20 protein-coding genes are annotated in these 23,611 nt (G+C 70.0%); 9 read left to right on the top strand and 11 right to left on the bottom strand.

All coding sequences use genetic code 11. The features are described 5' to 3' along the window. Window positions 1-55: 55 nt before the first annotated feature. Window positions 56-2,113, bottom strand: a complete 2,058-nt coding sequence (locus tag C4T78_RS36210) for an NACHT domain-containing protein (RefSeq protein ID WP_177247806.1) — start codon at window positions 2,111-2,113, stop codon at window positions 56-58. Between the two features lie 186 nt (window positions 2,114-2,299). Between C4T78_RS36210 and C4T78_RS32105 the strand changes: the two genes are divergently transcribed. The 3 genes from C4T78_RS32105 to C4T78_RS32095 are packed head-to-tail and all read left to right on the top strand — an operon-like array spanning window position 2,300 to window position 3,742. Continuing rightward, window positions 2,300-2,746 carry a helix-turn-helix domain-containing protein gene (locus tag C4T78_RS32105; RefSeq protein ID WP_235863864.1) on the top strand — a complete coding sequence of 149 codons (447 nt, stop codon included), beginning with the start codon at window positions 2,300-2,302 and terminating at the stop codon, window positions 2,744-2,746. Next, window positions 2,739-3,098 (top strand): DUF4180 domain-containing protein, encoded by a 360-nt coding sequence (locus tag C4T78_RS32100; protein ID WP_093358040.1) that lies wholly within the window; start codon window positions 2,739-2,741, stop codon window positions 3,096-3,098. The genes C4T78_RS32105 and C4T78_RS32100 overlap by 8 nt, the downstream gene beginning before the upstream one ends. After that, window positions 3,095-3,742, top strand: a complete 648-nt coding sequence (locus C4T78_RS32095) for a formylglycine-generating enzyme family protein (RefSeq protein WP_093358041.1) — start codon at window positions 3,095-3,097, stop codon at window positions 3,740-3,742. Before C4T78_RS32100 ends, C4T78_RS32095 begins: the two co-directional genes overlap by 4 nt. A gap of 42 nt (window positions 3,743-3,784) precedes the next feature. On the opposite strand, the gene C4T78_RS32090 is transcribed toward C4T78_RS32095, so the two are convergent. After that, window positions 3,785-4,921, bottom strand: a complete 1,137-nt coding sequence (locus C4T78_RS32090) for a steroid 3-ketoacyl-CoA thiolase (RefSeq protein WP_093358081.1) — start codon at window positions 4,919-4,921, stop codon at window positions 3,785-3,787. 207 nt (window positions 4,922-5,128) lie between these two features. Between C4T78_RS32090 and C4T78_RS32085 the strand changes: the two genes are divergently transcribed. Further along, a complete protein-coding gene (locus C4T78_RS32085) occupies window positions 5,129-6,355 on the top strand; it encodes a cytochrome P450 (protein ID WP_093358042.1) in 1,227 nt (408 codons plus the stop codon). Between the two features lie 177 nt (window positions 6,356-6,532). On the opposite strand, the gene C4T78_RS32080 is transcribed toward C4T78_RS32085, so the two are convergent. The 5 genes from C4T78_RS32080 to C4T78_RS32060 form a co-directional block, all read right to left on the bottom strand. After that, complete coding sequence (locus C4T78_RS32080) at window positions 6,533-6,976, bottom strand: nuclear transport factor 2 family protein (protein WP_093358082.1); 444 nt, start codon at window positions 6,974-6,976, stop codon at window positions 6,533-6,535. 79 nt (window positions 6,977-7,055) lie between these two features. Further along, window positions 7,056-7,925, bottom strand: a complete 870-nt coding sequence (locus C4T78_RS32075; protein WP_093358043.1) for a TIGR03619 family F420-dependent LLM class oxidoreductase — start codon at window positions 7,923-7,925, stop codon at window positions 7,056-7,058. Next, window positions 7,922-9,082, bottom strand: a complete 1,161-nt coding sequence (locus C4T78_RS32070; RefSeq protein WP_093358044.1) for a thiolase family protein — start codon at window positions 9,080-9,082, stop codon at window positions 7,922-7,924. Before C4T78_RS32070 ends, C4T78_RS32075 begins: the two co-directional genes overlap by 4 nt. Next, on the bottom strand, window positions 9,082-10,131 hold the full coding sequence (locus C4T78_RS32065; RefSeq protein WP_093358045.1) for a thiolase family protein: 1,050 nt from the start codon (window positions 10,129-10,131) through the stop codon (window positions 9,082-9,084). The genes C4T78_RS32070 and C4T78_RS32065 overlap by 1 nt, the downstream gene beginning before the upstream one ends. A 95-nt stretch (window positions 10,132-10,226) precedes the next feature. After that, window positions 10,227-11,222, bottom strand: a complete 996-nt coding sequence (locus tag C4T78_RS32060) for a Zn-ribbon domain-containing OB-fold protein (RefSeq protein ID WP_093358046.1) — start codon at window positions 11,220-11,222, stop codon at window positions 10,227-10,229. A gap of 49 nt (window positions 11,223-11,271) precedes the next feature. Here C4T78_RS32060 and C4T78_RS32055 point away from each other — a divergent pair, with 49 nt between their 5' ends. Together C4T78_RS32055 and C4T78_RS32050 are read left to right on the top strand one after the other, a co-directional pair. Next, window positions 11,272-12,318, top strand: a complete 1,047-nt coding sequence (locus C4T78_RS32055; RefSeq protein ID WP_093358047.1) for an LLM class F420-dependent oxidoreductase — start codon at window positions 11,272-11,274, stop codon at window positions 12,316-12,318. A 284-nt stretch (window positions 12,319-12,602) separates the two neighbouring features. Then, window positions 12,603-14,153: an acyl-CoA synthetase gene (locus C4T78_RS32050; RefSeq protein WP_093358048.1), complete on the top strand. Its 1,551-nt coding sequence runs from the start codon at window positions 12,603-12,605 to the stop codon at window positions 14,151-14,153. 47 nt (window positions 14,154-14,200) lie between these two features. On the opposite strand, the gene C4T78_RS32045 is transcribed toward C4T78_RS32050, so the two are convergent. Further along, a complete protein-coding gene (locus tag C4T78_RS32045; protein WP_093358049.1) occupies window positions 14,201-14,995 on the bottom strand; it encodes a crotonase/enoyl-CoA hydratase family protein in 795 nt (264 codons plus the stop codon). A gap of 145 nt (window positions 14,996-15,140) precedes the next feature. Here C4T78_RS32045 and C4T78_RS32040 point away from each other — a divergent pair, with 145 nt between their 5' ends. Together C4T78_RS32040 and C4T78_RS32035 are read left to right on the top strand one after the other, a co-directional pair. Further along, window positions 15,141-16,760 (top strand): acyl-CoA synthetase, encoded by a 1,620-nt coding sequence (locus C4T78_RS32040; protein WP_093358050.1) that lies wholly within the window; start codon window positions 15,141-15,143, stop codon window positions 16,758-16,760. Between the two features lie 92 nt (window positions 16,761-16,852). Further along, complete coding sequence (locus C4T78_RS32035) at window positions 16,853-17,956, top strand: NAD(P)H-dependent flavin oxidoreductase (protein WP_093358051.1); 1,104 nt, start codon at window positions 16,853-16,855, stop codon at window positions 17,954-17,956. Window positions 17,957-18,304: 348 nt separating this feature from the next. Here the strand turns inward: C4T78_RS32035 and C4T78_RS32030 are convergent, their stop codons facing one another. The 3 genes from C4T78_RS32030 to C4T78_RS32020 all read right to left on the bottom strand — a co-directional run bounded on the left by C4T78_RS32030 (window position 18,305) and on the right by C4T78_RS32020 (window position 22,247). Beyond that, window positions 18,305-19,861 carry a long-chain-fatty-acid--CoA ligase gene (locus C4T78_RS32030; RefSeq protein WP_093358052.1) on the bottom strand — a complete coding sequence of 519 codons (1,557 nt, stop codon included), beginning with the start codon at window positions 19,859-19,861 and terminating at the stop codon, window positions 18,305-18,307. 3 nt (window positions 19,862-19,864) lie between these two features. Next, window positions 19,865-20,959: an acyl-CoA dehydrogenase family protein gene (locus tag C4T78_RS32025; protein ID WP_093358053.1), complete on the bottom strand. Its 1,095-nt coding sequence runs from the start codon at window positions 20,957-20,959 to the stop codon at window positions 19,865-19,867. A gap of 109 nt (window positions 20,960-21,068) precedes the next feature. Beyond that, window positions 21,069-22,247, bottom strand: a complete 1,179-nt coding sequence (locus C4T78_RS32020) for an acyl-CoA dehydrogenase family protein (RefSeq protein WP_093358054.1) — start codon at window positions 22,245-22,247, stop codon at window positions 21,069-21,071. Window positions 22,248-22,696: 449 nt separating this feature from the next. On the opposite strand from C4T78_RS32020, the gene C4T78_RS32015 reads away from it, so the two are divergent. Next, window positions 22,697-23,584 (top strand): 3-oxoacyl-ACP reductase, encoded by an 888-nt coding sequence (locus C4T78_RS32015; protein ID WP_218161748.1) that lies wholly within the window; start codon window positions 22,697-22,699, stop codon window positions 23,582-23,584. Window positions 23,585-23,611: the final 27 nt, after the last annotated feature.

Genomic DNA, 23,611 nt, shown 5'->3' with positions numbered 1-23,611 from the left:
CCACAAAGCACTCACGGGGGCTTTGGGCTGCTGGACCGCGAGGCGGTGCGTCGAGCTAGTTTCGGTGCCACTGAGCGAGACGGTCGCGTAGCCGGGCGTGGCGGAACTGGTAGGCCGAGCCTGCTGTGCGCAGGACGCCCCGCTCGTGGGCGTCCTCGATGAAGAGCTTCGGCCGCCACGGCAATCGGCGCGTCAGCGGCAGCCACAGGCGCACGAACATCACCCATGTCCCCCACGCCGAGAACGTCAACCGAACTACTCCGGCGAGTAGCGCGAACGGCAGGAGAGCCGGCACGTACAAGGCGAAGTTCCTTTCGAGCTCGGGCCCGAATCTGTACAAGGTCATGACTGCGAAAACAGTGCCTATGAGTATCACCGCGATGGCCATTCGGATGAGTGTGATCTTCCGATCCAGATTCAAGAGCGTCCACGGGTCAGTGGCGTGCGGATCATAGGTGTCTCCGAGTGCTGACACGACGAAGTTCGCGGTACCAAGCACGATCCCAAGCGCGCTGCCAAGCGCGAGCCCGTACCCGGGCCCGAACACCGACCCGAACACGAGCCCGAGCGCGAGCCCGAACAGCAGTCCGTTGTTGAACTCGGATGCCAACTTTCTCAGAGGTGCCGATCGAGAGCGTGGTCGTCGATCCTGGCGGGGAGCTCTGAGGTGGAGTCGTTCGGGTTGACGTCGCGAATGCCATTGCGAAAATTGTCTTTCGTTAATGAGTCCGCTTGCCAGCCCGGTCGCGGGCCCGAGCGCGATCCCGGTCAGGATCCCGTCCCTGAGTCCGTCCCAAAACCCGTGCACGATCCCGTCCACCATTCCGGTCAGGAGCCCGGCCACGAGCCCGGTCACGAACCCGACCGCGCTGGTGACGATGGCTGTGGTGAAGAGAATTCTGGTCTGACGGTTCAGGGTGCTGGGTACTTGCCACCAGGTGAGATCGTGGGTTTTGCGGTTCTGAAGGTGGGTGGCGAGGTGGCCGAGCCAGCGGCGGGCTTGATCAGGAGTCCAGTTTGGACGTCGTCCGTTGCGCGGCCCTGGAGCCTGGCGGGTGTAGACGCTCGCCAAGTAGGCATCCAGCAGGTGGTCCTGCAAAACCGTGGTGGTGGGAAAGCGCGCGATGTCGAGGAGTTCGCGAGGGTCGCGGTTCGGGCCGTCGTCGTTGTAGACGGTGCGAGTCAGCATCACCATCAACGGCGTGGTCAACACCGACGCCACGCTCCGGCTCGTGGGTTCCTCGGGAGCGGTCCGGAGCTGACGGAACACCGCATCCCACGCCGGAGCGCGGAGCTTGCTGGTGTTCTGGCGCAAGTAGCGCTGGGCTTGGTCGAGGGTGAGGTCTTCGAGTTGAACGGCCGCGGCGCCGCCGATGGGCCTGACTCGGCGGGCAGCCTCGGCGTACTGCTCCGGCCGGCTGGTGACGACCAATGGAAGGTCGAGTGCGCTGATCTGCTTGACCGCATCCCGGTAGCGCATTTCGGGGAGTTCGTCGAAGCCGTCCAGCACGGGTAGCACCAGGCCTCGGTCGACGAACACTTCGGCCAGCCGCTTTCCGGTGGTGGAATCCTTGGTGTCGAGGAACGGGAAGTCGCGGACCAGGCGCCCGGTCAACCAGCTCGCCAGATCGGTCTCGGGATCCCAGTCGCTGAGGCTGAACAGCACCGGTACCGGGCCGGTGTGCGGCGCACCGCTGTCCTCGATCAAGTCGAGGATCAAGCGATGGGCCAGCACCGTCTTGCCGGCACCTGCCCGCCCCAGGATGATCAACCGCCTCGATCCGACAGCCTCGAAGGTCGTCAGGATGGAGCCGAACTGCCCGGCCAGAGACACCGGCTCAGCGCCATCCTGCGCACTCTCCCCGTCGTCGACAAGTTCCGGCGCAGCGGCATCCCAGCGCACCGGTAGCGCGTCCTGGCCGCGAATTCCCCAGCTCCGCAGCTCCTTCGCGCTCAGCGCACGCACTTCACCGGCAAGATGCCGGACCGTCGACGCCAGCTCACCGGCAGCAACGGACAACATCGAGATGTCGCCATGCATGGTGCCGATTTGCAGGTTGGTCCTGATCACGGACTTGTCGATCGTTGTACGGACCCCATCGCCTTCCGCCACCCCGCACAGTGTGCCGTAGTGGCCCGCGCGGTGTGCGACTGCATGAGATTCGTCCGCTGCGGCGTGCCCTGGGTGGCTCGCGAGCCGACTAGATCGATCACCCCTGCGGGTCACTCTCACTCGTCGCGACGATTTACAGCACTTAACGTACCCTATCGGCCCCTTATGAGGTACGTTTAGGGAACGATGGAGGAAGAAATGTACTCGGTGGAGCAGGTTGCTGACCTGCTCGGTCTGCATGTGCGCACGGTGCGGGGATACATCCGCGGTGGGCGGCTCAACGCTGTTCGGATCGGGAAGCAGTACCGGATCTCGCGGTCCGATCTGGAGGCGTTCACCGGGCAGCAGGCGCCGGTTCCGACGGCCGCTGTCTCGGTGGAGGTGTCGAGCATCGTGCAGGTCGACGGTGTCGACCGGAGGTCGGCGGACCGGCTGGGCACTCTCGTGCTGGCCGGGGTCAACTCCGCGCGCGAGGCGTCGCGGCCGTTGCGCGTTCAGACCGTCTACGACGAGGAGCGGCACCGGTTGAAGGTCGTGGTGCTCGGCAGTGCCGGGGACACCGCCGAGGTGTTGCGGCTGTTGGAGGCCGTGATCGAGGGCGGAATGCACTCAGGGGAGGGTGGGAATGGCTGACGTGATGCAGGAACGGGCCGGCGTGCAGGTGCTGGTGTGCGACGCCGACGGGCCGGAGGTCGCGACCGTTCAGGACGCGCTGGACCTCATCGGCGCGTCCTACGGCGGTGATCTGGTCGCGCTGCCCGTCTCCCGGCTCGACGCGCGGTTCTTCAAGCTGAGCAGCGGTTTCGCCGGTGAAGTGATGCAGAAGTTCGTCAACTACCACGTGAAGCTGGCGATCATCGGCGACATCTCGGAGCACCTGGAGTCCAGCTCGGCGCTGCGCGCGCTGGTCCGCGAGTCGAACCGGGCCAAGCACGTCTGGTTCCTGCCCGACCTGCCCGCGCTCGACGCCCGCCTGAACGCGTGATCGACGTCCCGGCGGGCCGGATCGCGCTGCGGGACGAAGGTGCGAAGACCAGCTGGCAGGTCGATGTCGAGGCCTTCCAGCTGGCCCCGCAACCGGTGACCCGCGCGGATTACCACGCTGTTCTCCGCGCAGCAGAAACGAATTCACCGCGCACACCGATGACCGAGGTGTCGTGGCTCGACGCGATCGAGTTCTGCAACCGGCTCTCGCGGGACTCGGGCCTCGCACCGTGCTACTCGACCAGCGACGATGCCGACGGAGTGGGCGTGCTCTGCGACTGGGCGGCCGACGGCTTCCGCCTGCCGTCCGAGGCGGAGTGGGAGCACGCGTGCCGGGCCGGGAGCTCCGGCGTCCGCTACGGCGAGCTGGACGAAATCGCCTGGTATCGCGGGAACTCGGGGGAGCGGGTCCACGACGTCGCGACCAGGGCGCCGAATGCGTGGGGCTTCCACGACATGATCGGCAACGTCTGGGAGTGGTGCTGGGACCGCTACGACCCGCGCCGCTACGGCCCGTACCGGGTGTTCCGCGGTGGAGGCGCGTTCGACCCGCCGCGCGCTTGCCGGGCGTCCTGCCGCCGCAAGAGCCACCCGACGTTCCGCGTCGAGGACCTCGGGTTCCGCCTGGCACGTCGGCTTCCGTGAGTGTTTTGGGGCGCTAGGACACCCCAAAACACTCACGGAGGTTCAGCGGAGGCGTTCGATGATGGTCGCGGTGGCGAGTGCTCCGCCTGCGCACATGGTGATCAGGGCCGTGCTGGCGTCGCTGCGTTCGAGTTCGTGCAGGGCCGTGGTGATCAGGCGCGCTCCGGTGCTGCCGACCGGGTGGCCGAGCGCGATCGCGCCGCCGTTGACGTTGACCCGGTCCAGGTCCGGCTCGTGCACCGCCGCCCACGAGAGCACCACCGAGGCGAACGCCTCGTTGACCTCGAAAAGGTCGATGTCGCCGATCTTCATCCCGCTGAGCTCCAGCACCCGCTGCGTGGCCTGCACCGGCCCGTCCAGGTGGTAGTAGGGCTCGCCGCCCACCAGGCACTGCGCGACGATGCGGGCGCGGGGGCGCAGGCCCAGCTCGGCCGCGCGGTCGGCGTCGGCCAGCAGCACCGCGGCCGCTCCGTCGGAGATCTGCGAGGACGTGCCCGCCGTGTGCAACCCGTCCTCCAGAACGGGTTTCAGCCCGCCGAGGGCCTGCATGCTGGTCTCGCGCAGGCCTTCGTCGCGAGTGACCGGTTCACCGTCGGGCACCTGCACCGGGACGATCTCGCGGTCGAAGCGGCCCTCCCGCCACGCGGTCTGGGCGCGCTCTTGTGAGCGCAGGCCGAAGGCGTCGATGTCCTCGCGGCTCAGGCCGCGGTTGGCCGCGATCCGGTCCGCTGCCAGGTACTGGTTCGGCAGGTCGATGTCCCAGGAGTCCGGGCGCGGCGTGCCGACGTCCGTGCCGAGGTTGCTGCGCAGCGGCACCCGGCTCATCGCCTCGACGCCGCAGGAGATCCCGACGCGCACGGCGTCGGTGGCGATCAGCCCGGCGATCAGGTGCGTGGCCTGCTGCGCCGAGCCGCACTGGGCGTCGACGGTGGTGCAGCCGACCTGGTGCGGCAGGCCGGAGTGCAGCCAGGCGGTGCGGGTGATGTTGTTCGACTGCTCGCCCGCCTGGGTCACGCAGCCGCCGATCGCCTGGTCGACTTCGGCGGCGTCGATACCGGCGCGGTCGAGCAGGCCGCGTTGGGCCGCGCCGAGGATCTCGGCCGCGTGCAGGCCGGAGAGCCGGCCGCGGCGCTTGCCGATCGGGGTGCGGACCGCGTCCACGATCACCGGGTTGCCCACCAGGTACTCCCTTCGGACGGCATCGTCGATCAAAATTAGAACACGTTCCTGTTGGCCGACAAGGCGTCCGGGTGGACTTGTTCGAAAAACCTGAACCTTGCTCGATTCGGGCCGAGTTACAGGGGTTTACTGAACCCGCCGAATGTGCTTCTCTCTAGCGTAGAACTCGTTTCATTTCTTGATCGGATTCCCGCGTAGGAGGTAGCCGTGGTCGCGCCGCGCATTCCGGAGGGCTTCGACTTCACCGATCCCGATCTGCTCGCCGAACGGCTACCGCTGGCCGAGTTCGCCGAGCTCCGCAGCACCGCGCCGGTGTGGTGGAACGAACAGCCCGACCGGTGCGGTGGCTTCGACGACGGTGGTTTCTGGGTGGTCAGCAAGCACGCCGACGTCAAGGAGGTCTCCCGGCGTTCCGACGTGTTCTCGACCAGGGAGAACACCGCGATCATCCGGTTCAACGACAGCATGACCCGCGAGCAGATCGAGCTGCAGCGGTTCATCATGATCAACATGGATCCGCCGCAGCACACCAAGCTGCGCCAGATCGTGCAGCGCGGGTTCACGCCGCGCGCCATCAAGACCCTGGAAGCGACGCTGCAGGCACGGGCGCAGCGCATCGTCGCCGAGGCCCGCGAGAACGGCAGCGGCGACTTCGTCACGGACGTGGCCTGCGAACTGCCGCTGCAGGCGATCGCCGAGCTGCTCGGCGTGCCCCAGGAGCACCGCAAGGAGATCTTCGACTGGTCCAACCAGATGATCGGCTACGACGACCCCGAGTACGGCGTGCAGCCCGACGTCGCCGCGGCCGAGATCCTCGGCTACTTCAGCAACATGGCCGAAGAGCGGCGCGGTTGCCCGATGGACGACATCGTGACCAAGCTCGTGCACGCCGACATCGACGGCACCGCGCTGACCTCCGACGAGTTCGGCTTCTTCGCGATCCTGCTGGCGGTGGCGGGCAACGAGACCACCCGCAACGCGATCACCCACGGCATGCTGGCCTTCCTGGACAACCCCGACCAGTGGGAGCTGTACAAGGAGCAGCGGCCGAAGACGACGGCCGATGAGATCGTCCGGTGGGCGACTCCGGTGGTGTCGTTCCAGCGCACCGCCCTCGCCGACACCGAGCTCGGCGGGGTGCCGATCAAGCAGGGCCAGCGGGTGGGGCTGTTCTACAGCTCGGCGAACTTCGACCCGGAGGTCTTCGACGAGCCGGAGCGCTTCGACATCACCCGCGACCCGAACCCGCACGTCGGGTTCGGCGGTACCGGCGCGCACTTCTGCCTCGGTGCCAACCTGGCTCGCCTGGAGATCGACCTGATCTTCAACGCGATCGCCGATCAGATGCCGGACATCAAGCGCGTCGGCGACCCCCGCCGCCTGCGCTCCGGCTGGCTCAACGGCATCAAGGAGGTCCAGGTCCAGTACAGCTGACCCGCTGAACCGCCGGCGTACCGGGAAACCGGCGCGCCGGCGGTCGTGCACTTCCGCAATTTCAATGGAAATCTACCCTCTGATTTCAATTGAAATTGCACATCGGTGCACCCGACCGGGTGGGTGAAGGGCGCCTCGACCAACGGCCTGGTCGAGGCGCCCTTCTCCTGGTTCGGATCACTCCGCTGCGCGGAGGGTCTTCAGCGCTCGGTCGAACTCCCAGAAGGCGCGCATCGAGCGGATCAGGCCCGATTCGTCGACGTGGTAGACGAAGACGCCCTCGGCGTCCATCGTGCTGCCGTCCGGGAGGAACGTCGTGATGTGCCCGGTGTTGGCGACCTCCCGGCCCGCCGCGAACGAGTCCTGGATGTGGAACTCGATCCGGTCGGCCTGGGCGATGGCCAGGTCCCAGAACGCCGCGATGCCCTCGTGGCCGTGGTGACCGCGGCCCTCCGGGTCGAAGACCGACGGCCCGACCGGGTCCTCGACGAAGCCGTCGGGGGCGAACAGCGCCACCCATTCGTCCTTCTCGCCGCGGGTCACCGCGCTCATCGACCTCAGCGCCGCGTCGCGCGCCGGGTGCGGTTCCGTGCTGGCGGACCAGTGCACGCCCTCGACCATGGTTTCCTCCGAGTCCGGTGCGGTGATTCTCACGCTCATGGGACGACCGCCGCGCGGCGGTCTGCGACCTCGTGGACGCTCAGAACTGCCCGATGACCTCGTCGGCGAACTTGCGGATGGAGTCCTGCTTGACGCGCAGATCGGCGTCGAAGCCGTGCCCGTCGAACAGCCACGGGACCACGATCGCGTCCGTCACGCCGACCTCGGCCTGCTCGCGGTAGCCGGACGCGCCGAAGCGGTCCACGCACACCGCCTGGATCTCGAACGGCACTTCGGAGCGGCCGTGCTCGGCGCGCAGCTCGGCGAGCCGGTCGATGGTGGTGCGCAGCTCCTCCAGCGTCATCATCGCCGAGGCCCAGCCGTCGCCGACCCGGGCCGCTCGCCGCAGCGCGGGCTCGGTGTGCCCGCCGATGTAGATCGGCACCGGAGCGGCCGGTGCCGGGCTCATCTGCAGGCGGTCGAAGTCGAAGAACTCGCCGTGGTGCTCGACCATCCCGCCGCCGAGGATCAGCCGCAGCACTTCGATGGCCTCGTCCACGCGCGCGCCGCGCTTGGCGTAGGGCGCGCCGCACCACTCGAACTCCTCCGGCGCCCAGCCGAGCCCGATGCCGAGCCCGAAGCGATCGCCGGTGAGCACCGCGACCGACGCCAGCTGACGAGCCAGCAGCACCGGGTTGCGCGGGCCGAGCTTGAGCACCGAGGTGTAGAAGCGCAGCTTCGAGGTGACCGCGCCCATCGCCGCGGCGGCGATCAGCGGGTCGGCCCAAGGCGTTTCGGCGTTCCACATCCGCGAGCCGTCCGGCGTGTACGGGTAGGCCGCGGAAACCTGCTCGGAGTAGAACAGCGAATCGGGCAGCGCGATGGCGGCGAAGCCGCACTCCTCCGCGGTGCGGGCCAGCCCGGCGAGCTGGTCCAGCGGGCTCATCGCCACCGATAACGTGAACTTCATCGTTCCCCCGGTTTCCGGGTGCCGACCACCCACATCGAGAAGTACTGGGAGCCGCCGCCGTAGGCGTGGCCCAGCGCGGTGCGCGCACCGTCCACCTGGTGCTCGCCCGCCTTGCCGGTGACCTGCATCGCGGCCTCGGCGAAGCGCAGCATGCCGGAAGCGCCGATCGGGTTGGAGGACAGCACGCCGCCGGAGGGGTTCACCGGCAGCCGCCCGCCGAGCGCGGTGTCACCGGATTCGGTGATCTTCCAGCCCTCGCCCTCGGCGGCGAAGCCGAGGTTCTCCAGCCACATCGGCTCGAACCAGGAGAACGGCACGTAGATCTCGGCGGCGTCCACTTCGGACAGCGGATCGGTGATGCCCGCCTCCCGCCACAGCGCCGCCGCGGCGTCCCGCCCGGCCTGCGGGTTCACCTGGTCGCGCCCGGCGAAGGTGGTCGGCTCGGTGCGCATCGCGGTCGCGTGGATCCAGGCCGCGGAACCACCCGCCGCGCTCTCGTCGCCGATGACCACCGCGCACGCGCCGTCGGAGGACGGGCACGTCTCGTCGTAGCGGATCGGGTCCCACAGCACCTGCGAGGCCAGCACCGACTCCAGCGTGATGTCGGGCTGCTTGAGGTGCGCGTACGGGTTCCGCGCGCCGTTGCGGCGGTCCTTCACCGCCACCATCGCGCCGATGTGCTCGGGCGCGCCGGAGCGGCGGATGTAGGAGCGCACGTGCGGCGCGAAGTAGCCGCCCGCGCCCGCGCCGACCGGCATGCTGAACGGCGGCAGGATCGACAGCGCCCACATCGCGTTGGACTCGGACTGCTTCTCGAAGGCCACCGCCAGCACCCGCCGGTGCACGCCGCCCTGCACCAGGCTCGCCGCGACGTTGGCCGTGGAGCCGCCGACCGATCCGGCGGTGTGCACCCGGATCATCGGCTTTCCCGTCGCGCCCAGGGCATCCGCCAGGTGCAGCTCGGGCATCATGACGCCTTCGAACAGATCGGGCGCCTTGCCGACCACGACGGCGTCGACGTCCGGCCAGTCCAGCCCGGCGTCGGCCAGCGCGCGCTCGGCGGCTTCCCGGCACAGCCCGGCGATCGAGACGTCGAGGCGCTTGCTGGTGTGGTGCGTCTGGCCGGTCCCGATGACCGCCGCCAACCGCTTGCCCATCAGGACCTTCCCTCCATCACGCAGACCAGGTTCTGCTGCAGCGCGGGCCCGCTGGTGGCGTGCGCCAGCACCCGCCGCGCCGCACCGGACATCACGCGGGAAGCGGCTTCACCGATGCGCGAGAGCCCGGCGGAGAACATCGGGTTGCCGCACAGCGGGCCGCCCGAGGGGTTGATCGCCACGTCCTCGCCGAGCCCGATCGCCCGGCGCAGCACGATCTCCTGGTGGGTGAACGGCGCGTGCAGCTCGGCCACCTCGACGTCGCCGGCCCCGGCGGCCTCGGCGGCGGCGGTGGTCGACGGCGACCGGAGCAGGTCGCGGGCGCCGATGCTGCCGGATTCGATCCGGTGCTCCAGGCCGGTGATCCACGCCGGACGTTCGTGCAGTTCGCGCGCCCGGTCGGCGCTCGCGAGCACGACCACGGCGGCGCCGTCGGTGATCGGCGCGCAGTCGTGCTTGCGCAGCGGGTCGGCGAGGTAGGGCTCGGCGAGCAGGTCGGCCGCTGCCACCTGGCCCGAGATCTGGGCGCCGGGCCCGGCGGCGGCGCGGCTGCGGGCGGCGACCTCGGCCATGTCCTGCTCGGTCCACTCGCCGGCGTCCAGGCCGAGCCGGGCCTGGAGCCCGGCGATGCTCACCGAGTCCGGCCACAGCGGGGCCGCGGTGTACGGGTCGAGCTGCAGGGCGAGGGTGCGGCGCAGGTCGCCGGCCGAGGACTTGCCGAAGCCGTAGACCAGCGCGGTGTCGACCTCGCCGGTGCGGATCTTCACCCAGGCCTCGTACAGCGCCCACGCGGCGTCCATCTCCACGTGCGACTCGTTGATCGGCGGGAAGGCGCCGATGGCGTCCACCGCGGCGATGAACGAGAACGCCCGCCCCGCCAGGTAGTCCGACGACCCCGAGCACCAGAAGCCGATGTCCTCGGTGCGCAACCGGGTGCTGTCGAGCACTTCACGGAAGATCGGGACCAGCATCTCGACCCCGTTGGTGGTGCCGTGGGTGGCGCGCACGTTCGGTGCCTGCGCGAACCCGACGACCGCTACGTCTGCCACGGTGCACTCCTCGGCGTTTCGGTTGTCGCAGCGGGCCGACCCGGGCGGGGCGTCGATTTCGCGGGAAACCGGCGTTCACCCGGGTGATGGTCGGCCTAGAGGTGTTGGGCGTAGGTCTCGAAGGAGGCGTCGGGCTCGCCGGTGGGGCGGAAGTGGTCGATGTTCTGCAGCGTGTAGCCCCACTCCTCGCGGGGCTTCCACTCCGCGCGCACCCGCATGCCCATCCGCACGTCCGCCGCGTCGCAGCCCAGCACCAGGTGCAGGAAGGCGATGTCGGCGCCGTCGAGCAGGACGTAGGCCGACACGTACGGCGGCGGGATCCGCTGGCCCAGGAACGGCACGTTGACGATGCAGAAGGTGGTCACGATGCCGGTGTCGGGCAGCTCCACCTCCTCCTCGGTGGGCACGCCGTCGGTGGGGCAGGCGCCGCGCGGCGGGATGTAGACCTTCCGGCACTGCGGGCAGCGCTGGCCGAGCAGCCGTCCTTCGGCGAGCCCGCGCAGGTAGCGGCTCTCCTCCGGGGAGGCCGAGTGCTGGTAGTGCAGGTGGACCGGCGCGGTGATCATGGAGACCGGTTCGGGATCCTCCAGCGGCGCGGCGGGGGATTGGCCGACCGGCTCGAAGCAGGCGATGTCGCGGATGCCGTTGCCCAGCTCGGCAGCCCACCGGACCTGCACCCGCATTCCGGTGCGCACGGCGTCGGGCGAACCGGCGTCGAGCGCGTGCAGCATCGGGGTGTCCGCGCCGTCGAGCTGCACCAGCGCCCAGGCGAACGGGTGCGCCAGCGGCTGGCCTTCCAGCGGGCGCGGCATCCACGACCAGCTGAGCACGGTGCCCCGGGTGCCGACCGGGACGAACTCGTCGAGCGCGGCGGCGGTGTCCGGGTCGTACTCGACCGGTGGCACGTGCACCCGGCCGTCGCTGCCGCGCACGCCGACGATGCGGCGGCCGCGCAGTTCGGTGGCGAACCGGCGGTGAACCGGTCCGAGGGAGCGGGTGTAGTCGAAGCCGACTTCGAGCGGTGCGCTGAGTGGTTCGGAGAGCCCAGTCACGTTTCGCAGTGAAACATGTTCTCGATTTTGGGGCAACATGCGGGCAGGATGGGCGCCGGTGGTTCCGTCGCGAGGAGGAGGATCGCTGATGAGGATCGGACTTCAGCTCGGCTACTGGGGAGCGGCGCCGCCGCCGAACGCGGAGGAACTCGTTCTCGGTGCCGAGAGTGCCGGGTTCGACTCGGTCTTCGCCGCGGAATCCTGGGGATCGGACGCCTTCACCCCGCTGGCCTGGTGGGGCTCGCGGACCAGCCGCGTGCGGCTGGGCACTTCGGTGGCGCAGGTCGCCGCGCGTACCCCGGCGTCGTGCGCGATGCACGCGCTGACGCTGGACCACCTCTCGGGCGGCCGCTGCGTGCTCGGGCTCGGCGTGTCCGGGCCGCAGGTGGTGGAGGGCTGGTACGGCACGCCGTTCGCGAAACCCCTTGCGCGGACCAGGGAATACGTCTCGATCGTGCGGCAGGTGCTGGCTCGCGAGGCGCCGGTGCGCAACGAGGGCGCGCACTACCGGTTGCCCTACGACGGGCCGGGATCGATCGGGCTGGGCAAGTCGCTGCGCCCGATCACCCACCCGCTGCGCGCCGACCTGCCGATCTGGCTGGGCGCCGAAGGCCCGCGCAACGTGGCGCAGACGGCCGAGATCGCCGACGGGTGGATCGCGGTGTACTACTCGCCGCGCGTCGCCGGGATGTACGAGGACTGGCTGGCGGAGGGCTTCGCCCGGCCGGGAGCGCGGCGCGGTCGCGCGGACTTCGAGGTCGCCGCCAGCTGCCAGGTGGTCGTCACCGACGATCCGGCCGCCGAGCGGGCGAAGCTGAAGCCCTCGCTCGCGCTCTACATCGGCGGGATGGGCGCGCCCGGGATGAACTTCCACGCCGAGCTGTTCCGCCGGATGGACTACGGCGAGGTCGTCGACGACGTGCTGCGGCTGTACGGCGATGGCCGGCGCGAGGAGGCGGTGGCCGCGGTGCCGGACGAGATGGTCGACGACGTGGCGGTCATCGGCGACGCGGAGACCGTGCGGGCGCGAGTGGCGGAGTGGGAGAAGTCCGGGGTGGACACGCTGCTGGTCGGCTGCCGCTCCGTCGACCACATCCGGCGCGTGTCGACCGCGCTGGGCCTCGGTGGTGGCTGATGGCCTCGCACCGCGATCAGCTGCGAGTGGCGCGGTGAGTTCGCCGACGAAGCTGTCAGCGCACTGCAGGCCGAGGTGTTCGACCACCGCCCGCTCGACTTCGACGGTGGCCTGGAGCCGTTCTGCTCCGACGCCTGCGGTTTCACCCCGACGCCGACCGGTTTCGCCGCACTCGGAGTCCTCAGTGGACTGAACGGTGATTGCGGCCGGGCCTTGCCGATGTGGTGGAACAGGTTCTAGATTCGCGGGAGCTTTCCGATTCCCGCCGTTGACAGGAGTCCGCCGTGTCCGACATCGGGCTGTGGAAGATCGCAGAGCAAGAACCGGACCGCACCGCCGTGATCGCCCCCGACGGCAGTTCGGTCTCCTACGCAGAGCTCGCCGCCGCGGCGGACCGCTACGGCCGCGGGTTGCAGGGCATGGGGCTCGACGTCGGCGACAGCGTGGTGCTGATGCTGCCGAACGGCCCGGACCTGCTGGCCGCCTACTTCGCCGCGCTGCAGTGCGGCCTGTACGCGGTGACCGTGAACTGGCACCTGGTGGGCCCCGAGGTCGCCTACCTGATCGAGGACAGCGGCGCGAAGGCGTTCATCGCGCACGAGCGATTCGCCGGAGCCGCCTCCGACGCCGCCGCGCGCAGCGGGCTGCCCGCATCGGCGCGCTTCGCAGTGGGCGAGGTTCCCGGGTTCCAGCAGTTGTCGCAGCTCGGCGCGCAGGAGCCGGCGAAGCGGCCGGACGTGCGCACCGCGGGCTCGCCGATGCTCTACACCTCCGGCACCACCGGGCGCCCCAAGGGCGTCCGGCGACCGCTGACCGGTGCCGATCCCGACGTGGTGCCCGCCGCCGCGACCTGGTTCTTCGGCATCTTCGGGCTCGAACCCTTCGACGGGCACGTGCACCTGTGCTGCTCGCCGCTCTACCACACGGCGGTGCTCAACTTCGTCACCCACTCCATCCAGCTGGGGCACACCGCGGTGCTGATGGACCGCTGGGAACCGGCCGAGATGCTCCGGCTGATCGAGCGGCACCGGGTGACGCACACGCACATGGTGCCCACCCAGTTCCACCGGCTCCTGGCGCTGCCGCCGGAGGTGCGGCAGCGCTACGACGTCTCGTCGATGCGCGCGGCGATCCACGGTGCCGCGCCGTGCCCGCTGGAGGTCAAGCGGGCGATGCTGGAGTGGTGGGGCCCGGTGGTGATCGAGTACTACGCCGCGACCGAGGGCGGTGGCACCGCGATCGGCGCCGAGGAGTGGCTGCGGAAGCCGGGATCGGTGGGCAAGCCGTGGCCGGGCTCGACCGTCAAGGTGCTCGGCGACGACGGTGCGGAGCTGCCGCCGGACGAGATCGGCACGGTGTACATGCGGATGGGCGCCTCGACCTTCGAGTACCACCGGGATTCGCGCAAGACCGAGCAGGCGCGCGTCGGCGACCTGTTCACCCTCGGTGACGTCGGCTACCTCGACTCCGACGGCTACCTGTACCTGTGCGACCGCAAGAGCGACATGATCATCTCCGGTGGCGTGAACATCTACCCGGCGGAGATCGAGAACGCCCTGTCGGTGCACCCGAAGGTCGCCGACGTGGCGGTGTTCGGCGTCCCGAACGAGGACTGGGGCGAGGAGGTCAAGGCCGTCGTGCAACCCGCCGAAGGCACCTCGCCCGGCGACGAGCTGGCGGCCGAACTCCTCGCCTACGCCCGGGATCGACTGGCGAAGTTCAAGACGCCCCGCACCATCGACTTCATCGATGAACTCCCCAGGGACCCCAACGGCAAGCTCTACAAGCGCAAGCTCCGCGCCCCGTACTGGGCCGATCGGGAACGCGCGATCTGAACGCGGTGAAGGGCACCTTGCTGGAAGGTGCCCTTCACCGCTGGGTTTCAGCGAGCGCGGAAGTTCGGGGTGCGCTTCTCGGCGAAGGCCCTGGGGCCTTCTTTGGCGTCCTCGCTGGTGAACACCTCCATGCCGAGCCGTGCGTCCACTTTGAACGCGTCGTTCTCCGGCATGCCTTCCGTTTCACGCATGGTGCGGAGGATCGCCTGCACGGCCAGCGGGCCGTTGGCGGCGATCAGCCCGGCCAGTTCGAGGGCCTTGGTGAGCGCTTGGCCGTCGGGGACGACGTGACCGATCAAGCCGATCTCCTTGGCCTCCGCGGCGCGGATGTGCCTGCCGGTCAGCAGGATGTCCGCGGCGACGGTGTACGGGATCTGGCGCGGCAGGCGGACGGCCGAGCCGCCGAGCGGGAACAGGCCCCAGCGTGCTTCGGAGACGCCGAAGCGGGCGCTCTCGCCGGCCACCCGGATGTCGGTGGCCTGCAGGATCTCGGTGCCGCCCGCGATCGCCGGGCCTTCCACCGCCGCGATCAGCGGTTTGGTCAGCCTGCGGCCCTTGAGCAGCGGCTCGATCACCGACATGTCCATGCCGCGCGTGGTGTCGCCGGGGTGGGACTGCGTCATCGCCTTGAGGTCCGCGCCCGCGCAGAACGCGCCTCCGGCGCCGGTCAGGATGCAGGCGCGGATCTCGTCGTCGCGGTCCACTTCGTCCCACGCTTCTCGCATGATCTGCAACATCGGGCCGGACAGCGCATTTCGCGCTTCGGGCCGGTTCATCGTCACCACGAGCACCGGCCCGCGGCGCTCGACCAGGCAGTGGGGTGCTTCGGCGCTCGACGTCATGGGAAACCCTCCACTCGGCGGATGGCCTTGCTGTCAAGGGGAAAGCGGTTCTGGATCGTCCAAGGAGCCCGGCATCGGAGTCGAAATCCGGTTGGGCTCGAACGGGTTCTTGCCCGGGACGATAACACGTTCTACTTTCTTCAGGGTGGCGTACAACATCGCAGATCTTTTCGAGCACGCCGTCGATCTGACGCCAGATCGCGCCGCCGTGGTCTGCGGCGAGCAACGGCTCACCTTCGGGCAGCTGGACCGGCGGGTCAACCAGCTGGCGCACCACTACACCGCTCGTGGACTCGGGCGCGGCTCGCACATCGGGATCTACTCCCGCAACGGGATCGAGGCGCTGGAGGCCATGCTGGCGGCCTACAAGATCCGCGCCGTACCGATCAACATCAACTTCCGCTACGTGCCGGCGGAACTGCGGTACATCTTCGACAACGCCGACCTGGCGGCGCTGGTGCACGAGCGCCGCTACAGCGACAACGTCGCGCAGATCCGCCCGGAGTTCCCGGGATTGCGCGAGGTCCTGGTGATCGAGGACGGCACGGACCTCGAGCACGGCGGGACCGAGTACGAATCCGCGCTGTCCGGCCATTCCGGTGAGCGGGACTTCCCGGCGCGCAGCTCCGACGACCTGTACCTGCTCTACACCGGCGGCACCACCGGCATGCCGAAAGGCGTGATGTGGCGGCACGAGGACGTGTGGCGGGTGCTGGGCGGCGGCATCGACTTCATGACCGGTGAAGCGATGCGCGACGAGTGGCAGCAGGCGCGCGCCGGTGCCGAAAGCGGTGGCCTCACGAGGCTTCCGGCGGCTCCGTTCATCCACGGCGCCGCGCAGTGGGCCAGCTTCGGCAACCTCTTCGCGTGCAGCTCCGTGGTGTTCGTGCCGCAGTTCGACGCCCACGAGGTGTGGCGGGCCATCGAGCGGGAGAAGGTCAACGTGCTGGCGATCGTCGGCGACGCGATGGCCCGGCCGCTCATCGAGGCCTACCGCGACGGCGGCTACGACGCCTCCTCGCTGCTGGCCATCTCCAGCAGCGCGGCGCTGTTCTCGCCCGCGGTGCAGCGCCAGTACCTCGACGAGCTGCCGAACGTGGTCATCACCGATTCCATCGGCTCCTCCGAGACCGGGTTCAGCGGCATCGGCGTGGTCACCCGCGACAGCGGGCAGTCCGGCGGCCCGCGGGTCAACGCCGACGCCTCCACCACCGTCATCCGCGACGACAACACCTTCGCCGAGCCCGGTGAGGTGGGGTGGCTGGCGCGCCGCGGGCACGTGCCGCTCGGCTACTACAAGGACGAGGAGAAGTCGCGGAAGGTGTTCGTCGAGATCGACGGCACGCGCTACGTGGTGCCCGGCGACTACGCCCGGATCGAGGACGACGGCACGGTGACCATGCTGGGCCGCGGCTCGGTGTCCATCAACACCGGTGGGGAGAAGGTCTTCCCGGAAGAGGTGGAGGCGGCGCTGAAGTCCCACCCGGACGTCTTCGACGTGCTGGTCGTCGGAGTGCCCGACGAGCGGCTGGGCCAGCGGGTCGCGGCCGTGGTGCAGGCGAGACCCGGTGCTAAGCCCGGGCTGGCCGACCTCGACGCGCACGTCCGGGAGTCGATCGCCGGCTACAAGGTGCCGCGCAGCCTGTGGCTGGTCGACGAGATCACCCGCTCGCCCAGCGGAAAACCCGACTACACCTGGGCGAAGCAGCACACCGAAGCGCACCCGCCCGCCGAGGTGCGCGAGCCCAAGCGCGCGGCTCAGTAGATCCCGCGGCTTCCACCGGGAACGCACGCCGCTCTCGGCGGAAGCCGCGGGTTTCGGGAGCCCGGCGTTCCGAGACGACCGATGAGGACCAGATGCGAACGACACTGTGCGACACCCTGGGCATCGAGCACCCGATCGTCGGGTTCACGCCCTCCGAGCACGTCGCGGCGGCGATCAGCCGTGCGGGCGGGCTCGGAGTGCTGGGCTGCGTGCGGTTCAACGACGCCGATGACCTGGACGCGGCGCTGGACTGGATGGACGCCAACACCGACGGCAAGCCCTACGGGGTGGACGTGGTGATGCCGGCGAAGATCCCCACCGAGGGCGCCGCGGTGGACCTCGCCGAGCTCATCCCGCCGGAGCACCGCGATTTCGTCCACCGCACGCTCGACGAGCTCGGCGTGCCGAAGCTGCCCGCCGAGGAGGAGCAGCGCGACGGCGTGCTGGGCTGGCTGCACTCGGTGGCCCGGTCGCACGTGGACGTCGCGCTACGGCACCCGGTGCGGTTGATCGCCAACGCGCTGGGCTCGCCGCCGGTGGACGTCATCGAGCAGGCGCACGAGCACGACGTCCTGGTGGCGGCGCTGGCGGGCAAGGCGGAGCACGCGGTGCGGCACGTCGACAACGGGGTGGACATCGTCGTGGCGCAGGGCCACGAAGCCGGTGGGCACACCGGCGAGATCGCCACCATGGTGCTGGTACCGGAGGTCGTCGACGCGGTCGGCGCGCGGGCGCCGGTGCTGGCCGCGGGCGGCATCGGATCCGGGCGGCAGGCCGCGGCGGCGCTCGCGCTCGGGGCCAGCGGCGCGTGGATGGGCTCGTACTGGCTGGCCACCACCGAGTACCAGCAGCTGCCGGGCAACGCCGTGACGCAGCAGGCGCTGCTGGCGGCCGGTTCCAGCGACACGGTCCGCTCGCGAATCTACACCGGAAAACCCGCGCGGCTGCTCAAAACCCGGTGGACCGAGGCGTGGACGGTGCCCGGCGCGCCCGATCCGCTGCCGATGCCGTTGCAGAACATCCTGGTCAGCGAGGCGCACCAGCGCATCATGCGGGCCGCGGACCCGTCGGTGGTGTCGATGCCGGTGGGCCAGATCGTGGGCCGGATGAACCAGGTCCGCCCGGTCGCCGACGTGATGGCCGACCTGCTGGCCGAACTCGACGAGACGATCGACCGGCTCACCGGCCTCCGCTGAGAAGACACCAGGCGCGCCAGGGCCCGGCTGAGAAGACCACCAGGCGCACCAGGACCCGGCTGAGAAGGCCACCAGTGCCCGGCTGAGTACACCACCAGGCCTCAGCTGAGAAGACCACCAGGACCCGAGTGACCGGCCGTGCCCGGCTCCTCGGGGCCTTCGGACACCCGACGTGCGCCCGCCCTGCGCAGAACCTCCGCAATTTCAATTGAATTTGGACGTGCGATTTCAATGGAACTTGCGGGGTGTCGGCGTGTTGGGTGCCGACATGCCGGTGGTGCGTCGGGTTGCGCGCAATTTCAATGGAAATTGGACGTGCGATTTCCATTGAAATTGCGCGGGTCCCGGTTACGGGGCGGGGGCGTAGGTGGTGTCTGATCGGTGGTAGATCGGGTCTGCGGTGTCGAGGGCTTCGGACATCAGGTGGCGTTTGAGGATCTTGTGCGTCGCCGTGCGGGGCAGTTCGGTGGTGAGGCGGATGTAGCGGGGCCACTGCTTCGGGCCCAGATCCGGTTGAGCGGTCAGGAAGTCCGCGAGGGTCTCCGGGGCGAAGTCGGCCGTGGTGATGAGGGCGGCCATTACCTGGTCGCCGGTGGTCGGGTCCGGGATCGCGTAGACCGCCGCTTCGCGGATGTCCGGGTGGCGCAGCAGGATTCGCTCGATCGGCGCCGTCGCCAGGTTCTCGCCGTCGACCCGCAGCCAGTCGGCGGTTCGGCCGGCGAAGCGGCAGAAGCCCTCGGCGTCCAGGTAGGCCAGGTCGCCGCTCCAGTACATGCCGTCGCGCATCCGCTCCGCATCGGCCTCCGGCGCGTTGTAGTAGCCGGCGAACCAGCCCGAACCGGTGGTGTTGACCAGCTCGCCGATGGCCTCCTCCGGGTTGAGCAGCCTGCCGTCGGGCGAGAACTGCGCGGTGGCGCAGGGCTTTCCGGTGTCCGGGTTCAGCACGGCCACGCCCTCGGGCAGCTTGCCGAGCGCGCCAGGCGGGGTGTCCGGGGTGCGGGCGATGGCGATGCCGCCCTCGGTGGAGCCGAAGCCGTCGACCACCCGGCAGCCGAACCGCTCGGCGAAGCGCAGCACGTCCCGCTCGTTGGCCTCGTTGCCGTACACCAGCCGCAGCGGGTTGTCCGCGTCGTCGGGCCGCGGCGGGGTGGCCAGCACGTGCGCGAGCGGTTTGCCGACGTAGTTGGCGTAGGTGACGCCGAACCGGCGCACGTCGGGCAGGAAACCGGAGGCAGAAAACCGGCGGCGCAGCGCGATGGCCGCACCGGCGGCGGCGCCGACCGCCCACCCGGCCATCAGGGCGTTGGAGTGGAACAGCGGCATCGACACGTAGGCCACGTCCTCGCCGGTGAGCCCGAAGCGATCGGCCAGCATCCGGCCGGGGAACGCGATCTTGCCGTGCGTGCAGCGGACCGCCTTCGGATCGCCGCCGGTGCCGGAGGTGAACACCAGCACCAGCAGGTCGTCCGGGTCTGCCTCGACGGGGGCGTGTTCAGCACCGGAGTGCTCGTCGAGCAGCGCCCGCCACGGCGGCGTGTCGACCAGCAGCATCGGGACGTCCACGCCCGCGAGCAGGTCGGCGTGCGCGGTGTCGGTGATGATCAGCTGGCAGTCGGTCAGCCGCACGTCGCGGGCCAGCGCTTCGCCGCGCCGCGTCGGGTTCAGCCCGACCAGCACCGCGCCGGAGAACGCCGCGCCGCCGAGCAGGAAGAGGAACTCCGGGACGTTGCCGAGCAGCACGCCGACGTGGAACGGGCCCGGGCGGCGCAGGGAACGCAGCAGCGACGCATACTGCGAGCAGGTGCGCACCACTTCCGCCCACGACCACGAGCGGTCTTCGAAGAGCAGGCCGCAGCGCTCGTCCTCGGCGCGGGCGAGCAGGAGTCCGGTCACGGTGGGCGTCATGCGTCAGCCCGCCAGGGCGTCGCCGAGCCGGCCCAGCTGCACCGCCGCGGCACCGAGGCTGAACTCGTTCCGCTTGGCCGCGACGAAGTAGCGGTGCAGCGGGTGGTCGAGGTCGATGCCGACGCCGCCGTGCACGTGGACCGCCGTGTGCGCGACGCGGTGCCCGGCCTCGGCCGCCCAGAACTTCGCGGTCGCCAGCTCCGCCGCGCAGGGCAGGCCCTCGTCGAGGCGCCAGGCGGCCTGCCACAGCGTCAGCCGCGCCGCCTCCACGTCGATGAAGGCATCGGCGAGCCGCTGGGCGACCGCCTGGAAGCTGCCGATCGGCCGTCCGAACTGCACCCGCTCGCGGGCGTACTCGCTGGTCATCTCCAGGGCCCTGGACACCACGCCGACCTGGTGCGCGCAGCTGCCGACGGTGGCGCGGGCCAGCAGCCAGCCGAGCACCGGATCGCCGCCGAGCACCCGGTCGTCGCCGACCCGGACGCCGTCCAGGTCCAGCCAGGCCTCGCTGTCGGAATCGACGACGCGCTGGCGCTGCACGGTCAGCCGGTCCGACTCGACCGCGAACACCCGCGGCCCCTCCGACGTGGACGCCGGGATGAGCACCAGGTCGGCCATCGCGCCCGCTGGAACGCCGGTCTTGCTTCCGGTGAGCACCCATTCACCGCCCTGGCGCTCGGCCTGGCAGGACGGAACCGCCGGGGTCGGGTTGTGCTCCTCGGTCAGCGCCGCGGTGAGCACCAGCTCGCCGCGAGCGGCTGGTGCGGCCCAGCGGCGCTGCTGCTGCTCCGTGCCGAAGCGGGCGATCGCGGCCGCAGCGGTGGTGATCGAGCTCAGGTACGGCACCGGAGCGACGGCGCGGCCGAGCTCGATGAGCACGCTGCACTGCTCCAGCAGCCCGAAACCGCCGCCGCCAACCGACTCCGGCAGCCCGGCGCCGAGCACGTCGGCGGTGGCCAGCTGCGTCCACAGTGCTCGGTCGAACCGGTCGTCGCCGCGCTCCACCTCGCGCAGCCGCTCGTTGGTCACCTGGTCGTCGAGGATCTTGCGGGTGAGCTCGGCGAGGTCGTCCTGCGCCTCGGTCAGGGTGAAGTCCATGCCTCTCCTTCGAAGTCCGGTCACCCGGCGTGGTGTCGACCTCCTGCGAAGTCGACCGTTCGCCCGGGTGGCCGTCAATTTCTCGCGAAATCAGGCGGTGCCGGGTGATTCAGCGCTTGGCCGGGGGGAGACCGAGGCCGACCGCGGCCACGATGTCGCGCTGCACCTCGTTGGTCCCGCCGCCGAAGGTCAGGATCAGCGAGGAGCGGTGCATGCGTTCGATGCGGCCGCGCAGGGCCGCGCCGGGCGAGCCGCGGCGGATGTGGGCCGCGCTGCCGAGGACCTCCATCAGCAGCCGGTAGGCCTCGGTGGCGAACTCGGTGCCGAACACCTTCGTGGCCGATGCCGTGGCGGGCGCCGGGTGTCGCTCGATGGTGGTGGCGATCTTCCAGTTGACCAGCTTGAGGAATTCCGCCCCGGCGTGCGCGCGGGCCAGGTGGTGGCGCACCCACTCCTGGTCGATCACGCGCCGTCCGTCGGTGAGCCGCGTTTCCCGCGCCCACTCCACGACCTCGTCCAGCGCGGAGCGCAGCGGGGCGGCCGAGGTGAGCGCCACGCGTTCGTGGTTGAGCTGGTTGGTGATCAGCGGCCAGCCCTCGTTCTCGGCGCCGACCAGCGCCGACGCGGGCACCCGCACGTCCTGGTAGTAGGTCGCGCTGGTGGTCGGCCCGGCGACGGTGTGCACCGGCGTCCAGGAGAAGCCGGGGGAGTCGGTGGGCACGATCAGGATGCTCAGCCCGCGGTGCTTCTTGGCCTCGCGATCGGTGCGGCAGGCCAGCCAGACGTAGTCGGCGTACTGGATCAGGCTGGTCCACATCTTCTGCCCGTTGATCACGTAGTCCTCGCCGTCGCGATCGGCGGTGGTGCGCAGCGAGGCCAGGTCGGTGCCCGCTTCCGGTTCGGAGTAGCCGATCGCGAAGTGGATCTCGCCCGCGGCGATCTTGGGCAGGTAGTGGGCCTTCTGCTCCGGCGTGCCGTAGCGCATGATCGTCGGCGCGATGCTGTTGAGCGTCAGGAAGGGCACCGGGGCGCCCGCGACGGCCGCCTCGTCGGTGAAGATCAGCTGGTCGAGGGTGCTGCGGTTCTGCCCGCCGTACTCGGTCGGCCAGCCCAGCGCGAGCCATCCGTCGGCGCCCATCTGCCGCACGACCTGCCGGTAGGCCTCGCCGTCGCCGTAGTCGCCGTGCGCGGCCAGTTCCTCGCGGATCTCGGGCGTCATGAGCTCGTCGAAGTAGCGCCGCAGCTCCTCGCGCAGCTCCTCCTGCTCGGACGTGTAGGCGATGCGCATGCACCCCTCCTGCGATCGGCAGTGTTCTGAAACATGTTTCAACAACCATAAGCCCGGCGGGGTGCTCAGGTCGACAAGCCGCTAGTGGGATGGCTGGCGGCGTTCGTCTTGGCGGTGCGGAACGAGTTCTAAGCTGCGACGGAGGGGTGAGATCGCACCGAACGGAGCAGTGACGTTCGCACGAACGGCTCGTTGAGCAGCCGAGTGGATCGCCCGAACGGGATCGGATAGAACTGGTTGCACGATCCACGACGTGGAACGATCGGAAATCAGCAAGGTTTTTCCCGCTGGTCTTGCCACTGTGAAAGAACACGTTCTAGTGTGGTGCGAGTTACAGTCCCGGCTCCCTCGGTGAGGTGATCAACCGGTGAACACGGCGGTTCTGGAGCAGGCCGGGCACGGCAGCTGCGCGTCCGCCGGATCGTGAACTTCGACTGAAGCTAGGAGTGGTGGTGCGGAGTCTGGAGGGCAAGGTCGCTGTCGTCACCGGGGCGGGCGCCGGGCTGGGGCGGGCGGAAGCGCTCGCACTGGCCGGTGCCGGTGCCGAGGTGGTGGTCAACGACGTCACCGAGCGCGCCGCGGACGTGGTGGCCGAGATCGAGGAGACCGGCGGCAAGGCCGTCGCGGTGCTCGGGGACGTCTCGTCCAGCGCGACCGCGGAGGAGCTGGTGTCCACCGCGGTGCAGCGCTTCGGCGGTCTGCACGTGGTGGTGAACAACGCCGGCGTGCTGCGCGACCGGATGCTGTTCAAGATGGCCGACCAGGAGTGGGACGACGTCATCCGCGTCCACTTGCGCGGCCACTTCCTGCTGTCCCGCAACGCCGCCGCGTTCTGGCGCGACCAGTACAAGCAGGACGGCAGCACCTACGGCAGCGTGATCAACACCGCCTCGGAGGCCTTCCTGCTCGGTGCCGCGGCGCAGCCGAACTACGCCGCGGCCAAAGCCGGGATCGCCGCGCTCACCGTGTCCACCGCGCGCGCACTCGCGCGAATGGGCGTGCGGGCCAACGCGATCTGCCCGCGGGCCCGCACGGCGATGACCGAGGAGGTCTTCGGTCCGGCGCCGCAGGACGGCGTCGACCCGCTGTCGACGGATCACGTCGCACCGCTGGTCGCCTACCTCGCCTCGCCCGCCGCCGAGCGGATCAGCGGGCAGGTCTTCGTCGTGCACAGCGGGATGATCGCGCTCATGGCCGCGCCGGTGGTCGAGCAGCGCTTCGACACCAGCGGTCCGCTGTGGACGGAGGACGAGCTGGCGGGCACCGTCGGCGCCTACTTCGCCGACCGCGACCCGGAGCGCAACTTCTCCGCAGCCGAACTTCTCTCCCTCCCCTAGGGGAACGGAGCCAGGAGCTCCCCGAAA

The organism is Saccharopolyspora kobensis (genome assembly GCF_900108315.1).
Classification (GTDB): domain Bacteria; phylum Actinomycetota; class Actinomycetes; order Mycobacteriales; family Pseudonocardiaceae; genus Saccharopolyspora; species Saccharopolyspora kobensis.
This window is presented reverse-complemented; position numbering and strand designations above follow the sequence as displayed.

What these genes read in the sequence shown, in the direction of transcription:
- C4T78_RS32035 (WP_093358051.1), top strand. Translation starts at nt 16,853, where the DNA reads ATGCGAACGACACTGTGCGACACCCTGGGCATCGAGCACCCGATCGTC.
- C4T78_RS32070 (WP_093358044.1), bottom strand. Translation starts at nt 9,082, where the DNA reads ATGGGCAAGCGGTTGGCGGCGGTCATCGGGACCGGCCAGACGCACCAC.
- C4T78_RS32080 (WP_093358082.1), bottom strand. Translation starts at nt 6,976, where the DNA reads ATGGTCGAGGGCGTGCACTGGTCCGCCAGCACGGAACCGCACCCGGCG.
- C4T78_RS32060 (WP_093358046.1), bottom strand. Translation starts at nt 11,222, where the DNA reads ATGTTGCCCCAAAATCGAGAACATGTTTCACTGCGAAACGTGACTGGG.
- C4T78_RS32075 (WP_093358043.1), bottom strand. Translation starts at nt 7,925, where the DNA reads ATGAAGTTCACGTTATCGGTGGCGATGAGCCCGCTGGACCAGCTCGCC.
- C4T78_RS32055 (WP_093358047.1), top strand. Translation starts at nt 11,272, where the DNA reads ATGAGGATCGGACTTCAGCTCGGCTACTGGGGAGCGGCGCCGCCGCCG.
- C4T78_RS32025 (WP_093358053.1), bottom strand. Translation starts at nt 20,959, where the DNA reads ATGGACTTCACCCTGACCGAGGCGCAGGACGACCTCGCCGAGCTCACC.
- C4T78_RS32030 (WP_093358052.1), bottom strand. Translation starts at nt 19,861, where the DNA reads ATGACGCCCACCGTGACCGGACTCCTGCTCGCCCGCGCCGAGGACGAG.
- C4T78_RS32020 (WP_093358054.1), bottom strand. Translation starts at nt 22,247, where the DNA reads ATGCGCATCGCCTACACGTCCGAGCAGGAGGAGCTGCGCGAGGAGCTG.
- C4T78_RS32045 (WP_093358049.1), bottom strand. Translation starts at nt 14,995, where the DNA reads ATGACGTCGAGCGCCGAAGCACCCCACTGCCTGGTCGAGCGCCGCGGG.
- C4T78_RS32105 (WP_235863864.1), top strand. Translation starts at nt 2,300, where the DNA reads ATGGAGGAAGAAATGTACTCGGTGGAGCAGGTTGCTGACCTGCTCGGT.
- C4T78_RS32100 (WP_093358040.1), top strand. Translation starts at nt 2,739, where the DNA reads ATGGCTGACGTGATGCAGGAACGGGCCGGCGTGCAGGTGCTGGTGTGC.